General features: G+C 43.6%; 18 protein-coding genes. 10 read left to right on the top strand and 8 right to left on the bottom strand.

Annotation, left to right across the window (positions count from 1 at the left end; all coding sequences use genetic code 11):
* The first annotated feature begins 26 nt into the window (after window positions 1–26).
* Both SSCH_RS09300 and SSCH_RS09295 read left to right on the top strand, forming a co-directional pair.
* Window positions 27–407, top strand: coding sequence for a carboxymuconolactone decarboxylase family protein (locus SSCH_RS09300; protein WP_044665220.1), 381 nt, complete (start codon window positions 27–29; stop codon window positions 405–407).
* A complete protein-coding gene (locus SSCH_RS09295) occupies window positions 397–792 on the top strand; it encodes a hypothetical protein (RefSeq protein WP_044665219.1) in 396 nt (131 codons plus the stop codon). The genes SSCH_RS09300 and SSCH_RS09295 overlap by 11 nt, the downstream gene beginning before the upstream one ends.
* Before the next feature lie 607 nt (window positions 793–1,399).
* Here SSCH_RS09295 and SSCH_RS09290 read toward each other — a convergent pair.
* The 4 genes from SSCH_RS09290 to SSCH_RS09280 all read right to left on the bottom strand — a co-directional run bounded on the left by SSCH_RS09290 (window position 1,400) and on the right by SSCH_RS09280 (window position 6,432).
* The gene (locus SSCH_RS09290) at window positions 1,400–3,934 is read right to left on the bottom strand and encodes an ABC transporter permease (protein ID WP_044665218.1); all 2,535 of its coding nucleotides are present in this window, start codon (window positions 3,932–3,934) and stop codon (window positions 1,400–1,402) included.
* Entirely contained in the window at window positions 3,931–4,605 is a 675-nt protein-coding gene (locus SSCH_RS09285) for an ABC transporter ATP-binding protein (protein WP_044665217.1), read from the bottom strand. The genes SSCH_RS09290 and SSCH_RS09285 overlap by 4 nt, the downstream gene beginning before the upstream one ends.
* A 300-nt stretch (window positions 4,606–4,905) precedes the next feature.
* Window positions 4,906–5,070 (bottom strand): hypothetical protein, encoded by a 165-nt coding sequence (locus SSCH_RS18320; RefSeq protein ID WP_156972212.1) that lies wholly within the window; start codon window positions 5,068–5,070, stop codon window positions 4,906–4,908.
* Between the two features lie 258 nt (window positions 5,071–5,328).
* Window positions 5,329–6,432 carry a WYL domain-containing protein gene (locus SSCH_RS09280; protein WP_052835516.1) on the bottom strand — a complete coding sequence of 368 codons (1,104 nt, stop codon included), beginning with the start codon at window positions 6,430–6,432 and terminating at the stop codon, window positions 5,329–5,331.
* Window positions 6,433–6,802: 370 nt separating this feature from the next.
* On the opposite strand from SSCH_RS09280, the gene SSCH_RS09275 reads away from it, so the two are divergent.
* From SSCH_RS09275 to SSCH_RS09265, 3 genes are all read left to right on the top strand, one after another.
* The gene (locus SSCH_RS09275) at window positions 6,803–8,659 is read left to right on the top strand and encodes a helicase-related protein (protein WP_044665216.1); all 1,857 of its coding nucleotides are present in this window, start codon (window positions 6,803–6,805) and stop codon (window positions 8,657–8,659) included.
* The gene (locus tag SSCH_RS09270) at window positions 8,652–9,158 is read left to right on the top strand and encodes a hypothetical protein (RefSeq protein ID WP_044665215.1); all 507 of its coding nucleotides are present in this window, start codon (window positions 8,652–8,654) and stop codon (window positions 9,156–9,158) included. Before SSCH_RS09275 ends, SSCH_RS09270 begins: the two co-directional genes overlap by 8 nt.
* Before the next feature lie 504 nt (window positions 9,159–9,662).
* Window positions 9,663–9,968 (top strand): type II toxin-antitoxin system RelB/DinJ family antitoxin, encoded by a 306-nt coding sequence (locus SSCH_RS09265; protein WP_044665214.1) that lies wholly within the window; start codon window positions 9,663–9,665, stop codon window positions 9,966–9,968.
* 95 nt (window positions 9,969–10,063) lie between these two features.
* On the opposite strand, the gene SSCH_RS09260 is transcribed toward SSCH_RS09265, so the two are convergent.
* Complete coding sequence (locus SSCH_RS09260; protein WP_044665213.1) at window positions 10,064–10,351, bottom strand: CopG family antitoxin; 288 nt, start codon at window positions 10,349–10,351, stop codon at window positions 10,064–10,066.
* Between the two features lie 2 nt (window positions 10,352–10,353).
* Window positions 10,354–10,635: a BrnT family toxin gene (locus SSCH_RS09255; protein WP_052835515.1), complete on the bottom strand. Its 282-nt coding sequence runs from the start codon at window positions 10,633–10,635 to the stop codon at window positions 10,354–10,356.
* 723 nt (window positions 10,636–11,358) lie between these two features.
* Between SSCH_RS09255 and SSCH_RS21935 the strand changes: the two genes are divergently transcribed.
* From SSCH_RS21935 to SSCH_RS09245, 5 genes are all read left to right on the top strand, one after another.
* The gene (locus SSCH_RS21935) at window positions 11,359–11,505 is read left to right on the top strand and encodes an IS3 family transposase (RefSeq protein WP_084711068.1); all 147 of its coding nucleotides are present in this window, start codon (window positions 11,359–11,361) and stop codon (window positions 11,503–11,505) included.
* A 255-nt stretch (window positions 11,506–11,760) separates the two neighbouring features.
* Window positions 11,761–12,909, top strand: a complete 1,149-nt coding sequence (locus SSCH_RS19285) for a TOTE conflict system archaeo-eukaryotic primase domain-containing protein (protein ID WP_052835514.1) — start codon at window positions 11,761–11,763, stop codon at window positions 12,907–12,909.
* Between the two features lie 73 nt (window positions 12,910–12,982).
* The gene (locus SSCH_RS19280; protein ID WP_052835513.1) at window positions 12,983–13,660 is read left to right on the top strand and encodes a DEAD/DEAH box helicase; all 678 of its coding nucleotides are present in this window, start codon (window positions 12,983–12,985) and stop codon (window positions 13,658–13,660) included.
* 110 nt (window positions 13,661–13,770) lie between these two features.
* Complete coding sequence (locus tag SSCH_RS19275) at window positions 13,771–14,052, top strand: hypothetical protein (protein ID WP_198142346.1); 282 nt, start codon at window positions 13,771–13,773, stop codon at window positions 14,050–14,052.
* 49 nt (window positions 14,053–14,101) lie between these two features.
* Window positions 14,102–15,484 (top strand): hypothetical protein, encoded by a 1,383-nt coding sequence (locus SSCH_RS09245; protein ID WP_198142345.1) that lies wholly within the window; start codon window positions 14,102–14,104, stop codon window positions 15,482–15,484.
* Window positions 15,485–15,855: 371 nt separating this feature from the next.
* Here SSCH_RS09245 and SSCH_RS09240 read toward each other — a convergent pair whose 3' ends face one another.
* Together SSCH_RS09240 and SSCH_RS19270 are read right to left on the bottom strand one after the other, a co-directional pair.
* A complete protein-coding gene (locus tag SSCH_RS09240) occupies window positions 15,856–16,191 on the bottom strand; it encodes a DUF6922 domain-containing protein (RefSeq protein WP_044665212.1) in 336 nt (111 codons plus the stop codon).
* A gap of 231 nt (window positions 16,192–16,422) precedes the next feature.
* On the bottom strand, window positions 16,423–16,818 hold a 396-nt coding region (locus tag SSCH_RS19270; protein ID WP_044665211.1), incomplete at its 5' end, for a hypothetical protein.

Below are 16,818 nucleotides of genomic sequence, written 5' to 3'. Positions count from 1 at the left end.
CCAAGGATAAGGAGGCATATAATTCCATGAATGAGTCTCTACAAGTAATTAGATTGCTTCAGGAAGGACGGCAGGCAATTCAAGAAGCACTGCCCGGGTTGATGGAGGGCTCAAGCAGGATTACCCAGTCAGTAAATGTCCCGGGACTGATACCCCATAAAGTGAAGGAGCTTATAGCGGTGGGCATTGCAGTAGGTATCCGGTGCCAGCCGTGCATTGTTCACCACGTTAAGGAGGCGCTTGACCGGGGAGCAACAGCCGACGAAATTATGGAAGCCTGTAGCATAGCCATAGCAATGGGGGGAGGGCCCTCTATAGCCTACACATCCTATGTGGTGCAGGCCTTAAAGGATTTTAAAGCGTGGAAGAAGGAAGAGGACAAAGGAGGATCTCAAGATGCAGTGTGACAAGTGTCAGTCTGAGGTGCCCGATGATGAGATTTACGCGCATGCTGGAAAGAATCTCTGCGAAGATTGCTACATAATTGCGATGTCACGGCCCAAGACCTGCGATGTGGGTGCGGTGTCGGCGGCGCGGGCCAGCCGGGAGTTGCTGGGGCAGAAGGGGGCGGAAGGCCTCACCCCCATACAGCGAACATTTTATGAATACGTTAAGGAGAAAGGGTCGGTGCCCCGCGAGGAGCTTGTCAGCTACATGAAGGCTAGGTATCCGGATATGACGATTGAAGATGGAGACGGGATCTTTGCAACTCTGCGCCATCTCGAACTGGTAAAAAGCCATCGAGAGGGGATTGGGGAAGAAACCAGGTTCTATGTCGATATATGGTCTTAGCCACGCCCCCCGTTTCGTTTTTTCTGAGAGAGGCCTGCGGCGCAAGAGTTATGCGAGTTTGAACGAGGTTTGAATCAAAGGGAGACAAGGGAAAGATATATCAGCAAAACCATCCCCTCCGCGAGCAGCGCTAACCAATAAAAGTTATAAGCCCGGGAATTCCGTTTCCGGGCATCTCTGTTTCAGTTCGTTGATAAATTTCTGATTTCAAATTATACTATTATCGCGCCCGAAGCACCAGGGTGGCGGTATGATTAAGTATTATTGATGCTGACGGGGCTTGTTACAGCAAAAGCCCGGTAAACCGGTGGAGTGATGCAGCAAAACCCCGGTATGCCGGCCGGTTTACTAGTATAATAGAAGTGCAACATAACAGGAATTCAGAAACATGCCGAACACAAATCACTCTCCCGAAAAGCTGTGGTCACACCAAGCCTGATTATGAATATTAATCAATTGTTGAGGGGCATGGCGGCAGCCTTGAGGTGGAAAGCAAAAACTCCGGCAGTTGCTTTGAGATCAGGCTTTATCATCAACTTGCAGCTGCCGGAGCCGGTGATCCCTGTGAGTGGAGTTTTCCCCCTGAGTTTCCCCCATAGATCAGCCTTTAGTTTTCCCGCAGTGATTCCTGAATGTCCTGGCTCAGTGCACGGCGTATACCACCATAGATGGCGGCGAAGATGCCAATGGCGTTGATCCCGAGAAAGGCGAACAACAGCAAAAAATTGAGATTGGTGAAGATCTCCCAGGGAGCAAAGAGCATCTTCTTTCGATAGGCAAACAGGGTCACCAAGGCCACAAGCAAAACAGAGAAGATGAGCAGCACTTTGCGCAATAGAAAGCCTCCCTCGTATAAGAGCATCTTTTTCAGTTGCTGTTCTTGCATGCCAATACTGCGGAGAAGGGCAAAATCCCGTCTCCTGGCTTGCAGATTGGAGTTAAAGCTGTTGTATGCATTCGAGAGCCCGACAAAGAGCAGAAAGCTCTGAATGAAAATGAAGAGAATCTTGGTATTGGCCGATTCTTCCTGTGACAGGCGCTTGATATCATTGCTTGAGCTTACCATTGCATCACTTTTAGGAATGTATTCATACACAGTCTGCCTTGTTATTCTGGTTATCTTATCCAGCTCATCTTTATTCGCCGTGATGGAGATGCTATATCTCTTACCTTCCAGCGGCCGGTCGAAACCGTGATCCTGACAAAAGGAATCAAAGCAGCTCAAAGGCATAAAAAGGCTGATGGATCTCTGAGGCAGGGGAGCTATACCGAAAGGCACTTCTGTCAGTCGGTCCGCGATCTTGAGGCTGATCAATCCTGCTTCAGAATCAGCTTCTCTTCGCAGATGAATATCCTTCAGGGCTTCACCGGCTAAGGGGATATGGTTGCTCCGTAAACAAGGCCTCCCCGGGTCTTCCGCAATCCTGTTCAGCAAAAAAACCTCTTTGCTTCCTTTTGCTTCCCCGCTGCCGGACTTAAGCCCGTGTTCCTCACAGAACTGATTCCACTCTGCATCATCTATGCCATACAGGTTGACAGGGACAGCGAAGGGTTTCTTGTTTTCTTTTAGCCTTGCCCGGGCCTTGCGCTTCTCATGACTGAGGAAATCAGGATTATCGCTTTCGTAAAACTCAAGATTCATATGAGCTCGATAAAGAATCAATCGGCTAATCCCGTTCACTTGTTTGAGCTGTGCGATCATTTCAGGATTGGCATTTTCCAATGTAACAAAGGACGCATTTATATTATAGGGACTCTGATAGGTGTTATAGCGTTCATGAAGGTGATTGAAACTCTGGACAATGAGTGCCATCGAGAAAATCAGGCAGGCCAAGGCCAAAGCGATGCTCATGCCGCGATAAGTTTTGCCATAACTGCTGCTGTACTCTTTGGCCAGGCTGCACTCAATGTTGGATGTATAGCGGATGTCTTTAAGGTTGAGGCTGCGTTCGGGATCCAGGTTTTTGATTGCGTTGACAACAGACAGCTCACTGCTTTTCTTGGCCGTTTTTAGTGATGCAAGGAAAACAATCAGCAGTGCCAAACATAAAACCGGCAACACAGCTCCCGCCAGAGGGGCAAAAGGGGTTTTGAGAATTTCTATGGGAGTATATGCGATGTGATATTTTGTATGTGTCATTTCAAACAAGTAAAAGAGTAAAAGAGTCAACAAATAGGAGGCGGCGATACCAAGCAAAATAGGCCGCAGCGAAAGAAGAAGGGCTTTTTCAACCACAAAGCGCTTAACCTGAGACTTACTCATACCGCAACTCTTCAACAGGCCGATCTGTTTCAGGTCACGTTCATTCCAGATAGAGAAAGCATTGTTTATGATCAAGACAAAAAGCAGGATCAGGCATAAAAGGGCAACACCGCGAAACAGCATTGTTTCCGCAACATCCCCGGTTGGTTTAAGAATCCCACCGGGGAAGATCAGTTTGGCTTGAAGATAAGCTGTATTGTAGATCAGTCCGCCATCCTTTTCCAGTTTGACAGGGTCAAGCCCCAGTTTTTGTACCAGAGCGGGGATTTGCTTATAGGTCGCTTTTTCATTTTCAAGCCAGATACAAAGATCCACAGGCCCTGAAACCTGTGTTTTTGTGCTGTCCATCCAGCCAAAACTTGTATACGTGCCTTCAAAGGAAAACAGATATTCCTTAAAGGTGCCGCAGATTTGAAAGTGACGACCGGCGATGGTGACACCGGAGCCGATTTTAAAACCCGGATTTTCCATGAGGAAGAGCTCTGAAACCAAAAGTTCATCGCTGTTTTGCGGATATCTTCCAGATGCCAGTTCAACACATTTATATTCGTACATTGGCGCATCGAGATAATCGATCTCCATTTGGGGACGCTTTAGTGAAGTGTCTTCCAGCTCTTCTCTTTGAATTAGTGCTAAACGCTTTACCCGGTGATCTATTTTAAGCTCTGCCACGTCTTCAGGGCTTGTGGCAAAGAGCTCCGCTGAGTGGCCTCCCGTGGTTTCCGTCAGGTAGGCTACTTGACCGTAATCGTTTATGCTGAAGACAATCAGGAAAAAGCCGATCAAAACCACCGCGATAAAAATTGATACCCGAACAGCGATCAAGCTCTTCTGATCTGTTTTCACAGAGTCATGTGCCAGTTCTCTGATAATGCTCATCTTCTGTCCCCCTCATAGAGCCGGCCATCAGCCATGGTGTAGACTTCCTCACAGGCCAGAGCAACCTTTTCATTATGAGTGACAAGAATAATAGTGGCTTTGAAGTTCTTATTAACGAGTTTAAAAAGAGAGATAATTTCCTGTGTGTTCCGGCGGTCAAGATTTCCGGTGGGTTCGTCAGCCAAAATAACAGCAGGGCGGCTGATCAGGCTTCTGGCAATGGCGACGCGTTGCTGTTCGCCTCCTGAAAGCTCATTGGGAAATCGCTGTTGCTTATCGGTGATGCCCAGTGTTTGGATGATATCCTCGTAATAGTCTTGCTCCGGTTTTCGCCGGTCCAAGAGCAAGGGCAGACATATATTCTTGCGTACGTTGAGATTCGGGATCAGATTGAAAAACTGGTAGATGATGCCGATGTTTCTTCTGCGAAATACGCTCATCTGGCTTTCTGAAAGCTCTGTAATATCTGTTCCCTGAATAAAAACACGCCCGCCTGTGGGGTGATCAACGCCGCCTAAAATATGCAAAAAGGTAGACTTGCCAGAACCGCTGTCACCCATAATCGCCAGCAGGCTGCCTTTTTCCACACTGAGGCTGACCTGATCCAAGGCCTGTACTTCCTGTCTACCGTGGTAGACCTTTGATAGATTTTCGGCCCGTAATATTTCCATATGATCTACTCCTCTCATAATAATTGCGCTGAGTTGTATCACACTTCATGTTGCCGGCAGTGATTCAAGGGCGAAGAAATCAATTCCACCTTGATTCAATTCTATTTTAGAAAGCTAAAGTGACATTCAGGTGACAAACTGCTGGACAGCATGTCACATACATGCTGTCCAGGATAATTTTGTTATATTTTAACGGGGCTAATAAAGGTGAAGGTACAAGTTGGGTAAAAGAAGGTTGCTCTAATAAGCACAACCAAATTAGAGCGGGGGAGAAGGGTAACATGGCGGGAATTGTGCAGCTTAGGGTTTAGATATCTGCTTTTTGATAATGATAAAACCGATAAGCGCCAGTATCGCTGTCAGCGCACCGATAGTGACGGCCGTGCCAGTATCACCGAACATGATGGTGACCATAATAACGCCCATAAGCCCTGCAATTAACAGAAGAATTACAACTGCCAGCATTAATTACACTCCTTGGATAGAAAAAGACAAGATCCTCCAAGTAAATAATAGCAAACTGTTATGACAGCTTGGTGTCATATTCGTGCAGAGCTAGAAAAATTTTGTCATTTTTTTAGCAGGGGTAATGTAGGTGGGGTGTTATAAACTGTTAATTAAAATGTAGATTTATTTTACCTTTTATGGTGATATATGAAACTAAGCGAATGGGCCAAGAAAAACGGAATTTCCTACAGGACAAGAAAGGAACTGTTATTGTTTCTATAGATAACAGCGCAACGTTTCCTGTAAACTACTGATCAGCTGTTCCCTTAACCAGGCAGGTTCAAGCACTTCCACAGCACCGCCCCAGCTCATCAGCCAGGGGATCATCTCCTGTGCTCCGGCCAACAGGTAGGTGACCTCGATTCCTCCGTCCGTGAGCTCCTGTACACGCTGGCTTTCATGAAAAAGGTTGTGCCTGAAGCGCTCCGCGGGGCCGGCACAGACTTTGATGCGCACCGTTTCCAGATCTCCGGATTCATCATCGGTCCAGGTGCCCCAAATATCTTGATAAGCCTCCTTTAAAGAGAACCCAGGAGGCATGCTGTAAAAGCTGTTTTCAAGCACTGCAAGATCCTTGATGTTCAGTAGCAAAAAGACCCGCCTTTCCTGCCGCTTTGTACACAGGCCGGTGAGGTACCAGTTGTTCAGACGGTACAACAGGCCGTGGGGCTCCACCACCCGTTCGGTGACAGCCCCATCGTAGGTGCGCAGATAGCTGAGACGCACCCTTTTTTTCTCCCGGATGGCCCGCAGAATCTCACGGATCATGGCCTCGCTTTTCGCGGGATCCGCGGGAAAGGCGCCGGAAACATGGACAACATGCTCCAGTTCACATAAAATGCCGGCAAAGGTGCTTAAACCGGAAAGCGAATTGCGAAAGATGCTCTGCATGGCCGCCTCAATGCTGCTTTTCATCGCTCCCCGCAATTGAGGATACATGCCCAGCAGCATCATGGCGGCATCATGGTTGCCAGCAGGCAGATCATCCTCTTTCCCACAAAAAATATAGTATGTCTTACTGCCGCGCCTTATGCTGCAGATAGCTTTCTCACCAATAACAGCCTCATCAGCATCTTCATCGGCAAGGCCTTCTTCTCCCGGCTCCGGTTTTTCCCCATAGCTTAAGGGATCAAAAAAAAGATTCAATCGCCTGATATAACGATAGATGGTTCTCAGAGAAGGCCGCCGGTCGTTAATTTCCGCATAAGCATCCTGCAGGTCCTCCAGGGTGGCTCCCCCTGAAGGAGTTTTGTCAATAACGGTAATCAGTATTTTCATCATCGTTTCCGGTTGGGTGCCGGTGCGGGGATAACGTTTCAATGCAGACCCCGCCCTTCCCCAGTGGAAAATTGTCGTATGGCATTTCTTTGACCAGTATTGTCATCCATTTCGATACCTCCAGAACGAATTATGGATTGACCAGATACCCTATTGTATTGCATACGACATAATAATAGAAAATCCTTCCATGACCAAAAATCCTCTTTGGTTCGGGAGGATTATCCCGTAAGATAGGGTTCCTATCATATTAATCCTCACCCACATCTGTTTGTTGTTATTCGACAAAAGTCGGGTAGTAACCGGTACCTTTGTTCTATAATTTGCAATCAAACGACAAATTCTACATATCACCTGTAACAGTCAATTCTTCGATTGCTCCGGATAATTCAGCAATGACCAACTTAATAATTTGAAGAAACAACACGGTTTTGATAATGTTATTCATCTTGAATTGGGTATGGACTTTAATGAATATATACCGGAAAATAAACTGGTCTATTTAACCCCAACAACATTTATGAATCGTGACTTTATTTTAGAAATAATCAAACTGAATTTTGAGGAGTTTATTGCCAATGTGGTGTTAGATGAAGTGCACTGCATTTCCAATTGGAGTCACGACTTCAGACCTGAGTATTTAATGCTGTCTTTTAACCTGAATTATTTTGTTGATAAGGTAATGTTTCTGTGTTTTACCGCAACCGCAGATTACACGGTTGTCAAAGATTTGCAGAACCAACTGGACATTCGGCCGGAGGATGTACATTCTAATATAGAAATAAAGAAAAACAAATACTGCTTTAAATTTTGCGGTTGCTCTTCACAGGGTGAAATATTTTCAAAAACCATATACGAAATAGAAAACTTTTTGAGAAAGACAAAATTCAACAATAAGAAGGCCTTGGTGCTAACAAAGAATCGGGAAATTTCAAAAGCACTGCACAGAGAATTGAGTGAAGATTACCGTGTTTATGTTGATGTATTTAATCCTGATCTTCCATCGTCTTATGAGGATTTTGCTGAAGGCAAGTACAATGTTTTGATTGCGGACTCTGATCTGGGTATTGGTATCAATTTGCCCGATATAACTGATATTATCCACCTGGGGTTACCTGTTTCCAAGAGCCAATTTGTTCAGGAGATCGGCCGGGCGGGAAGAAAACAGGATGATGCCCGCTCGATTGTTCTATTTTTAGAGAAAGATGCTTACTCATCAAAAAATCGCATTTTTCTTCACAGAGATACCCCGATTGAACAGATTGTAGCACTATTAAAGAAAACCAAACAAAACGATATTAATCAGGCCTTTGCAAAGATATTTGGCGGAATAGAAGAACAGGATGAGTATTATAATGGGATAATTAGTCTTTACGATAAGTTAAGGATGGTGGAAAAGCACACGGAATTACGTCTACATACCAACCCAAGAGAACCCTATAACCAACAAGTTTCAAAATATATGAGACATCTTTATGTTTTGTATAGGATTGGCTTTGTTTTTAATTGGTATATCGTTAGTCTCAATGAAGAGGATAACTGTGCTATTTTTTATATTGATTTTAAGGAAAAGAAGCCTGAAGTAAAGGATGTAATACAAAAAACAGTCGATTATCTTCATGTTATGGGTGATTATAAAAGAGAAATTAGCAGCATCAAAAGTGCAAAATCCATCGAAGAAGTTATCGGTTATTATGTTGACTGGCATTACCATCAATTTTTATATCATCACCGGGAGCAGTTATTGGAAATGCTTGACTTTCTCGAGGCATATAAGGAAAGAGATGCTTCACAAACTGTGGAAGTTTTAAGTAATCATTTTTCATTATCACTGTTAGAGATTGAGCAAGACTCCGATAGGGCAAATATGCTTACTATTAAAGATGCAACTGCACTTGTTTTAAACGGAGTAGATAGCAGAATGATTGACAATATTCGCAAAAGCAATGAAAATGAATATTCCACAAAGCTGGATTATCTTCTGTTTTTATATAATATCGTTGCTTTAAATAGCCCTGATATCTCAAGGTTCGAAAGGGTTTTAGGAAATTTAAATGAAATCGAATTTAATGAAACATTAGAACAAGTTGGCGCTTTTTATAATAGGCTAAATCCTAGAAATAAAATATTATTGATAAATTCTCTGTGCAAAAGAACTACGCTCAAACAAACAATAGACGCTATATATAGTAAAGTTCAGAAAGACACAGTATTTTATGGAATATTAGCACTTTGTGCAAACAGCAAATGGGGGCATCAGTATGTTTAATGATATTGAAGATTTGATACAGGAGATTGAAAAATTTAAAGGTAATATTGTGAATTCCAATGCGTTGATAGAGACGCTTAAAAGTACAAGCGAAAAACTGGAACAGAACGACCTGGAAAGGAAAAATGAGTATACGCGTTTGTTGGAAGAGCTTCAAAACACCGCGGAGCAACTGCGGCAGTACGGTGAGAAAAGGGAAAAGGAATATATACGCCTCTTGGATCAATTCCAGAGCACCGGAGAGCAGTTGCAGCAGCATCATACACATCTACTTGAGTTGTTTCAAAACAGCGACGAAAAGCTGCAGCAATACCATGAACAACAGCAGGAGTTGCTTCAAAGCAGCGGCGAGACACTACAGCAATATGATGCAAAAAGAAAAGATGAGCACCAAAGTGTTATTGATTCGATTAACAGTATGAAAAAAAGTATAAATAATATATTCCTCATCATCTTAGTGGTTATTTTGGTTGGCTTTATATTATTAAAAATATTGTGATTTAAAATTGTCATCGAATTTTCCACCTTGCCTAACTAATGTAGGTTGTTGGCTTTACAAAGAATAAAGGTCATCCTATTGGTTTATAGAGGTACCTCTTTCCTACAACGAATCGCTCCATAGGTGGAAATGCTCCAAGTACCCTCGCTATAACGAAGTCAGTGATTAGCTTGGGACGGATAGGGTAGGTGAGGTAATCATTGATTGGCGATATTGATATCGCTGTTTATCTTTATCCTCTGCCACTGTGCGCAAAGGTACCGGTTACCACCCGACTTTTGTCGAATATTAACGAACAATAAATAAACTAGTGTCTAACAAGAAACCCCAATCCCACAGGTTCACGCGGCTGACAGGTAATCGGTCCTCACTCTTTAATATTTACTGCTAATATTGCACTTTTGCTAAATCCTGTTAGTCTTATCATCCTACCGGTACTCTTTATATTTAGCTTGCATATCGCAATACAATTGCTATGATATAGGTATCAAGGAGGCGATGTTTATGGCAAAAACATCAAATGTGTTTGCTCGTGTTGAGCCGGAAATAAAGAAGCAAGCTGAAATGGTATTAGACAAACTCGGTATTTCTATGTCAAATGCCATTAATATTTTCCTGCGTCAAGTTGTTCAGCAAAATGGACTTCCCTTTGATGTTAAAGTTTCGGGAAATAAGCCACTTGTATATGGTGATTTGACAACGGAGCAGTTTAATGAAGAAATTGAAAAAGGGCTTGCAGATTTAGCTACCGGTAGAGTTGTGTCTGCACAGAGCGTTGCAGAACGAATGCGTCGGGAATATGATGGATGAACTATCAACTACAAAAAAATTTAACTTAATAATTGATTATTGAAAGCATCTCACCTGAGGAAACATTCCAGGAAAAAGTCAGGCTGGTTTGTTCCTTACATAAATTCGTTCCTGATTTTTTCTGCAATCCATAAACGGATCAAAGTCTGATACGGCAGCCCCTTTTTAGCAGCGATTTTTTTTACGGCCTTGATCTGGCTAGGTTCCAAACGCAATGTGACCGATTTTTTAAGTTCCCTTTTACTTATAATCTCATCCCTCAATTCCGGCGAAAGTTCTATTTCTACAGGCTCAAAATCATCAATAAACTCTGTGCTGTCGTGTTCATCCCAAAAACGGGCTTCTTCTTCCTCGGTTCTAAACTCAGGCACCTTTTTGGTCATATTTACCATACCCCCTTTTCCCGTAGATAATAACGTCTTTCCGAACGGCTCATATCTCGTGCTGTGATTACACGGGCAACACCGTCGGGTTTTAATATGACTACTACTAATAGATATCGTCCTGCATCTGTCACACCGTATACTAGCAACCGTCTATCCCTGCCCTTGCGAAACAAAGCATCAATAAACGCTTCTTCCGCCTCATCAGGCGTAACATTATGTCTGGCTATATGCTCTATATTTGTATTATCCCAGTCAAAACGCTTAATTTTCAATACCTTCACCTAACATTAATATAGCTTCCTGTATTTACATTGTCAATACATTTTAATCAGGGCAAAGGTACCATTTACCCCCCGCATTTTGTCGAAAGTGATCGTCCGATCGTCAATTCAAAACAGTTCCTGGATCACTGTTCATCTGCCTAGTGGCCATGGTACCTTCCGGGTTGAGTGTTCCTGATGCCATCGCAAAACATCCAGTGTCCTGATGGGAACTCTTTTCATCGTGCGTTTACTTGCAGGCCAACGTACCTCGGCGCCGGGTCGATCTTATTCTTACCGCCGTACCCATGGGGCTTAACCCTGAGGAGATTTGTCCTGTGTTGGAAATGGCGTTAAGTGCATAGCTGAAATGTCCTCAGGCAGAAGCTGCTGGATGAAATTCTATTTATTATTGAAAAGTCCAAGGAACCAAAGCAAAACAGCCTACTGCACCCCCGTAGTTTACTGTATCGTAAGATTCTTCAGGCTATGGGATAAAGAAGATATTTGTTACCCTCGCTATAGCGAAGTCAGTGATTAGCTTGGGACGATAGGGCAGGTGAAGGTACTTAATAGGTAATCATTGAAGATTAAGCAATTCGATCATATTTGACAAATGTCGGGTGGTAACCGGTACCTTTGTTCGGGGAGATGCTTTTCTCCCCGAGCTTACTAGGGGCTAGAGTTTATTCATTGTGTTGATAATTTTATGGTAAAATGCCTTACGCACTATAGGTACGGCACCTGGGGCAGAAGATTAAGCGGAGCTTTCAGAAGAGCCGTAAAACGTATGGCACACGTCGGGTTAAGAAACAATTAGAGGCTGAGGGGATAGTAGTTAGCCGTCAGAGAATCAGCCGAAAAATGGCCGAACAAGGGCTTGTAGGCTAGACGAAAGACTCGTGCCACCACAAACTCAAACCACGATCATCCTGTAGCACCGAATTTGCTAAGGTGGTAGTGGATGAAAGTAGGATATTAATGTTTAGGCCGCTTAGGGGATTAGTGCCAGCCAGGCGGCCTGTCTGTTTTTATGGTTGAGAGAGAGGATTATTTCTTCTTGCGTCCAATAACGTTATTAGGAAGTTCCAAAACAGTCGTACTGGCACAAAAAAATGCATGATTACTTTAAGAAGGTTGATTGGAATGAGTGATGAAGGATATAAAAGGCTAAAAAAACAACTTGAAAAAGCTCTAGCCGAGTGTGCTAGTTTGCGTAAGGAAAATGCAAGCCTCAGGGCACTTTTATGTGAATCTTCCCGTGAGGACCACCTAGAAAAAGACAACATTATGTTTGTTGAACACACCAATGTCGCAGGGATGAGCAATGTTGTTACAAATGGTTCCACTCCTTCAGAAAAAGTTGCTCTGTTCCGCAGCCTTTTTCGCGGTAGGGAAGATGTTTACGCTGTCCGCTGGGAGGGAAGAGGTGGTAGGTCAGGCTATGCTCCGGCTTGTCGTAACGAGTGGACAAAGCCTGTTTGCAGAAAACCGGAGATTAAATGCAATGCCTGTGAATACAGGGAACTCCTATCGGTAACCGACCAGGTAATCTTTGATCATCTGGCTGGGAGGCATACAGCTGGTATTTATCCATTACTGCAGGATGAAACCTGCTGGTTTCTGGCCTTGGATTTTGATAAGAAGTCCTGGCAGGATGATGCTGCTGCTTTTTTAGAAACCTGTGGCGAGATGCAGATACCCGCTGCACTTGAGCGCTCTCGCTCCGGAAATGGCGCTCATGTCTGGGTCTTCTTTGAAAAGCCCATTCCCGCTTCACTTGTGCGAAACCTTGGTACCTATATCCTGACACGTACTATGGAACATCGGCACCAGATTGGCCTTGATTCCTATGATCGCATTTTTCCCAACCAAAACACACTTCCCAAAGGGGGATTTGGCAACCTAATTGCCTTGCCACTGCAGCGGGTACCACGTAACAAAAACAACAGCGTTTTTCTTAATGAAGAATTTGAGCTCTATCCTGACCAGTGGTTTTTTCTCTCCACTTTGAGAAAAATGCAATTTAGTGAGGTTGAAGCAATTGTCCGGGACGCTTCTCACAATGGAGGTGTTCTCTGTGTGAGAAATAGCACAGAAGACGAAGTAAATAACAGCGCTCCCTGGGAATTACCGCCTTCCAAACGAATCCCTGAAAAAAACATACAGTGTCCCTTACCTTTTGTGGTAAGAGTTGTCCAAAGCAACTTAATTTATATAGAAAAAGACAGTCTGCCATCAGCCTTTCTAAACCGTTTAATGCGCTTAGCTGCATTCCAGAATCCTGAATTCTAAAGTTAAAGCCAGGTATGTTTTCGGTTTAACAGCTACACCTGTACGCAAAGATGGACATCATCCTATAATTACAATGCAGTGCGGCCCTATTCGGTTTCGGGTCAATCCAAAGAAGCAAGCTGCTCTGCGCCCCTTCGAACATGTAATCTACCCACGGTATACAAATTTTGTGGTTACAGAGGATGCGCAAAAGAAAGGAATTCAGGAGATCTATACGGCATTAATAAAAGATGAAAGTCGCAACGACTTAATTTTTGATGATATTTTGATGTCCTTAGAGCGCGGTCGCTCTCCGCTGTTTTTGACTGAGCGCACTGAGCATCTGGAGTATTTTGCAGATCGACTGCAGGGATTTTCCCGTAATATTCTTGTTTTTCGGGGAGGCATGGGCAAAAAACAGCGTCAAGATTTGAGGTTGCAGATGGCATCAATATCAGATGATGAGGAGCGGTTAATTATTGCCACTGGCCGCTTTATCGGTGAAGGATTTGACGATGCCAGATTAGACACCCTCTTTCTAGCTTTTCCCATATCCTGGCGTGGTACCCTGCAGCAGTATGCCGGGCGCATTCATAGATTGCACACCAACAAGAAGTTTGTTGAGGTGTTCGATTATGTTGATATTAATGTTCCTGTGCTGATGAGGATGTATGAAAAAAGGATGAAAGGATACAGCGCACTGGGGTATCAGGTTAAAGAATATGATGAGGTGCGGAAGCATGGTTTGGTGTTAAACAGGGTGTTGTTTTAGCTTCTATTTTATTATTCAATACACAGGTTGGCCGGATACTAGCTAGTTGTCCCGTTCATTGTTATTCGACAAAATTCGGATGGGTCGGGTTGTAACCGGTACCTTAAATCATGGGAGATGAGAAAAATATGACAAGTTTAAGTTATAGGGAATTCATGGAAGAGGTAAAGAAACGTTTAAAAAACCTTTCGGCAGAGGATCTTAGAAGTATGATTTTGAATTGGGCCAGTGAGGAAACACCTTCAGGGAGACAAGAGTTTTTGTATAAATTAATATGCCTGAGGCAAGACAATGATGTAGCATCTGATATAGAAACGCTGATTGATGAGATAGAGGAATTTGCGCAGAGAGTGGAAAATGGAGAATATTGCGATGGGATGGGGGTGGGATGAGGAAATCTATGAAGAAAGAGATTGGGGCGATGAAAGCTGAGCAGAGGAAATGGATGAGTTTTTTCTTCAAGCCAGAAGTCTATTATTTCAAGGCGAATATAAGATTTCGGCAGAGGTCTATCAAAGGTTGTTTGATGTCTTGGAATTGGGAGAGGAGCCCGGGCATCTTCCTGGAGACCCAGACTGTGTTAATATGCTCAAAGTTGATATAGATGAGCAGGTTGTGCTGTTTCTAATGTCTATCTATATGAACTCCGCTCCCACGGAGCGTCTGGCCTTGTTGTATGAATCGATAAAGAGATACAGGGATCTGTTCGGAGATGTCACATTAAAAAACATAGTAGATGCAGCGGATACTTTGTTGCCGGATTTTGATATTTTCCTGGCGGACCTGATCGGTTTTCTGAAAAACCAAAGTCCGATGATCGACAGTGAACTGCTCAGGGAAGCTATTGCTTTAGAGGGTGGTGTTCCCGCCATTTCAGAATTTGCAAGACAATACGCGGACAAATACCCGAAAGCATATGTTGACTGGATTACAGCTTTGGAGAAGAACGGAGATACAGATTCGGTTATTCAAGTTGCGAGAGAGGGGTTGTCCAGGATTCCCCGGGATTTTAAGGTACGGGCTGAAGTAGCAGAAGCGATTTCACGGATAGGTGAGAAATTGCATGACAATGCATTGAGGCTGGAGGGATACAGGGAATGCTTTTATTCCAGACCTTCTATTCAATGTTTGCTTGATTTATATATTGTTGCCATTGAAAATGATTGTTTTGATGAGGTAAGGAATGAGGTTGAACAAAGGGTAGCAGAGCTTTATAGAGACAGGATGCCTGTAACCATCTACCCGAACAGTGAGCAACAATCATCCTCTGTATCCGTAAATGTATTTTTCAATGCCCTGTTGTTAAGCGGAAGGTATGAAAAGGTATTTCATATGTGTAAGGGTAAAGACCCCCTGGGGTGGAGTACCGGTGATAATCCCAAGCCTCTCTTGATCACTTTTATGATGATGGTTTTATCTGATGAGGGAAGGCATGCAAAGATGTTGAATTCGCAGTGGGAGGAGGCTATTGGTATTGGTTATGGTATGAGCAAGGCGTATATTGAAAAATACCGCAAGGTTTTCACTTTTATTAAAAAGGAATATATAAAGCTAGACAATGAACAAGAAGAGTTTTATTTGAAGTGGTGCAGGGATGAAATAGGACGAAGGGTAGATGCAATCGTCAGCAACCAGCATCGGGGAAGCTACCATAAAGCAGCGGGATTATTGGTTGCGATGGCGGAGACATTGGCTGACAGAGGAGAAAAACAGGATGGTATGGGCTTTATCGAAAAATATAAGAATAAATATTCTCGGCATACCGCTTTTAAGAGGGAAGTCGCCTGTGCAGTACAGGCATCGGGGTTGTCGGTGAGGGCATAATTAGTATCGGAATCAAACAAACAAGGTTTGCAAATGTTCGTGAACGAATATTGTTTTACCCACTTTATGACAATGATTTTCTATTAACCAGAGTCATCAAGACCGGCCGCCAGCAAGAAACCATTACACCGCCGGGGTGGTCCCCGCCGTACCTGGGTTCACAGAGCTATCTGCTACCGGACATTATCCTGGAACGGGAGCAAGAAACAATTATCTTGACGCCAAGTATAAAAATCATTGGGAAGAACTAAGCCGTGAAGGATGGCCCGGCCTGGACAAAGAACTGCAAGAGTGTCACCGCGGCGACCTGCTGCAGGTGTTGGCCTACTCAACTGTATCTGCAAGCAAGAGGGTAGTTTGGTACTTGGTACCTAAAAGTCAACCGGCACCCGGCGTCGACAACTCCATTTTTTCAGCTTGCTCTCGGCTTCTTGTCGTTCCATCGCATCAACATTTTGTTGCTCATCTAGGAATAACAACCCCCATAGATTAACAACCGGTTCCGGCAATTCTCTCAAACCATTTATGTCCTCGCGAAAAACATCACCGATTTTACCCTTCCCGTAGAATTCAAAAAGCCACAAGATCTGCTCCCATGTACCAAGAACCAGTGTTGTTTTAATGATCATTTTTTCGTGTTTATCTGTATCTATTTTCCGGAAGTTATAATTTCTAAATAGTCGCTTAAAACTATCTGGCAACTTCATTAACACCCTCCATTTCTAATTACCGGATTGTTTGGATGAAAACCCCGCAGTTGTTAAAGGGATTATTGGAAGGATGTATTTTGAAGCTGAGTGAACTAACTCTTTCATAAAAAGATACCCTACTGTATTGCATACGTATTGATATTTTAGGTTCATTTGTTTCGGGCAATATGAAAGCCCACCATTTAAGGGGTGGGCTAGGGATAACAGATGGAGGTGCCAATTTACGTTTTACTGTTTCTTTTTGCTGCTTTTCCTTCTACTTTCTGTGACTGCCTCACTTGCCAGGCAGTACATTTCCTTTACACCGGATTGTGAAGCTTCAAAATCATATGCGCTATCCATGCTGATCCCAATGCTGTCTGCCTCTTTTGCAGCATCAATATTAGCGCCGAGGAAGATGAACTCCCAGTTATATTTCTCCTGCTGGTGTTTAATCAGCCCTTTCACTTTTTCATAGGTAAATTCACGACTGGCATTTTCCAAACCGTCTGTGGTGATAACGAATATAACCTTGCCCGGCCTTTCATCCTCACTTGTTCTTGATAACCTGTGGCCCACATCCAGAATTGTTTTACCCACAGCATCCAAGAGGGCGGTACATCCCCGTACATAACTTATTCCTTC

Origin of the sequence: Syntrophaceticus schinkii, assembly GCF_000946815.1 — a bacterium.
Classification (GTDB): domain Bacteria; phylum Bacillota; class DSM-12270; order Thermacetogeniales; family Thermacetogeniaceae; genus Syntrophaceticus; species Syntrophaceticus schinkii.
This window is presented reverse-complemented; position numbering and strand designations above follow the sequence as displayed.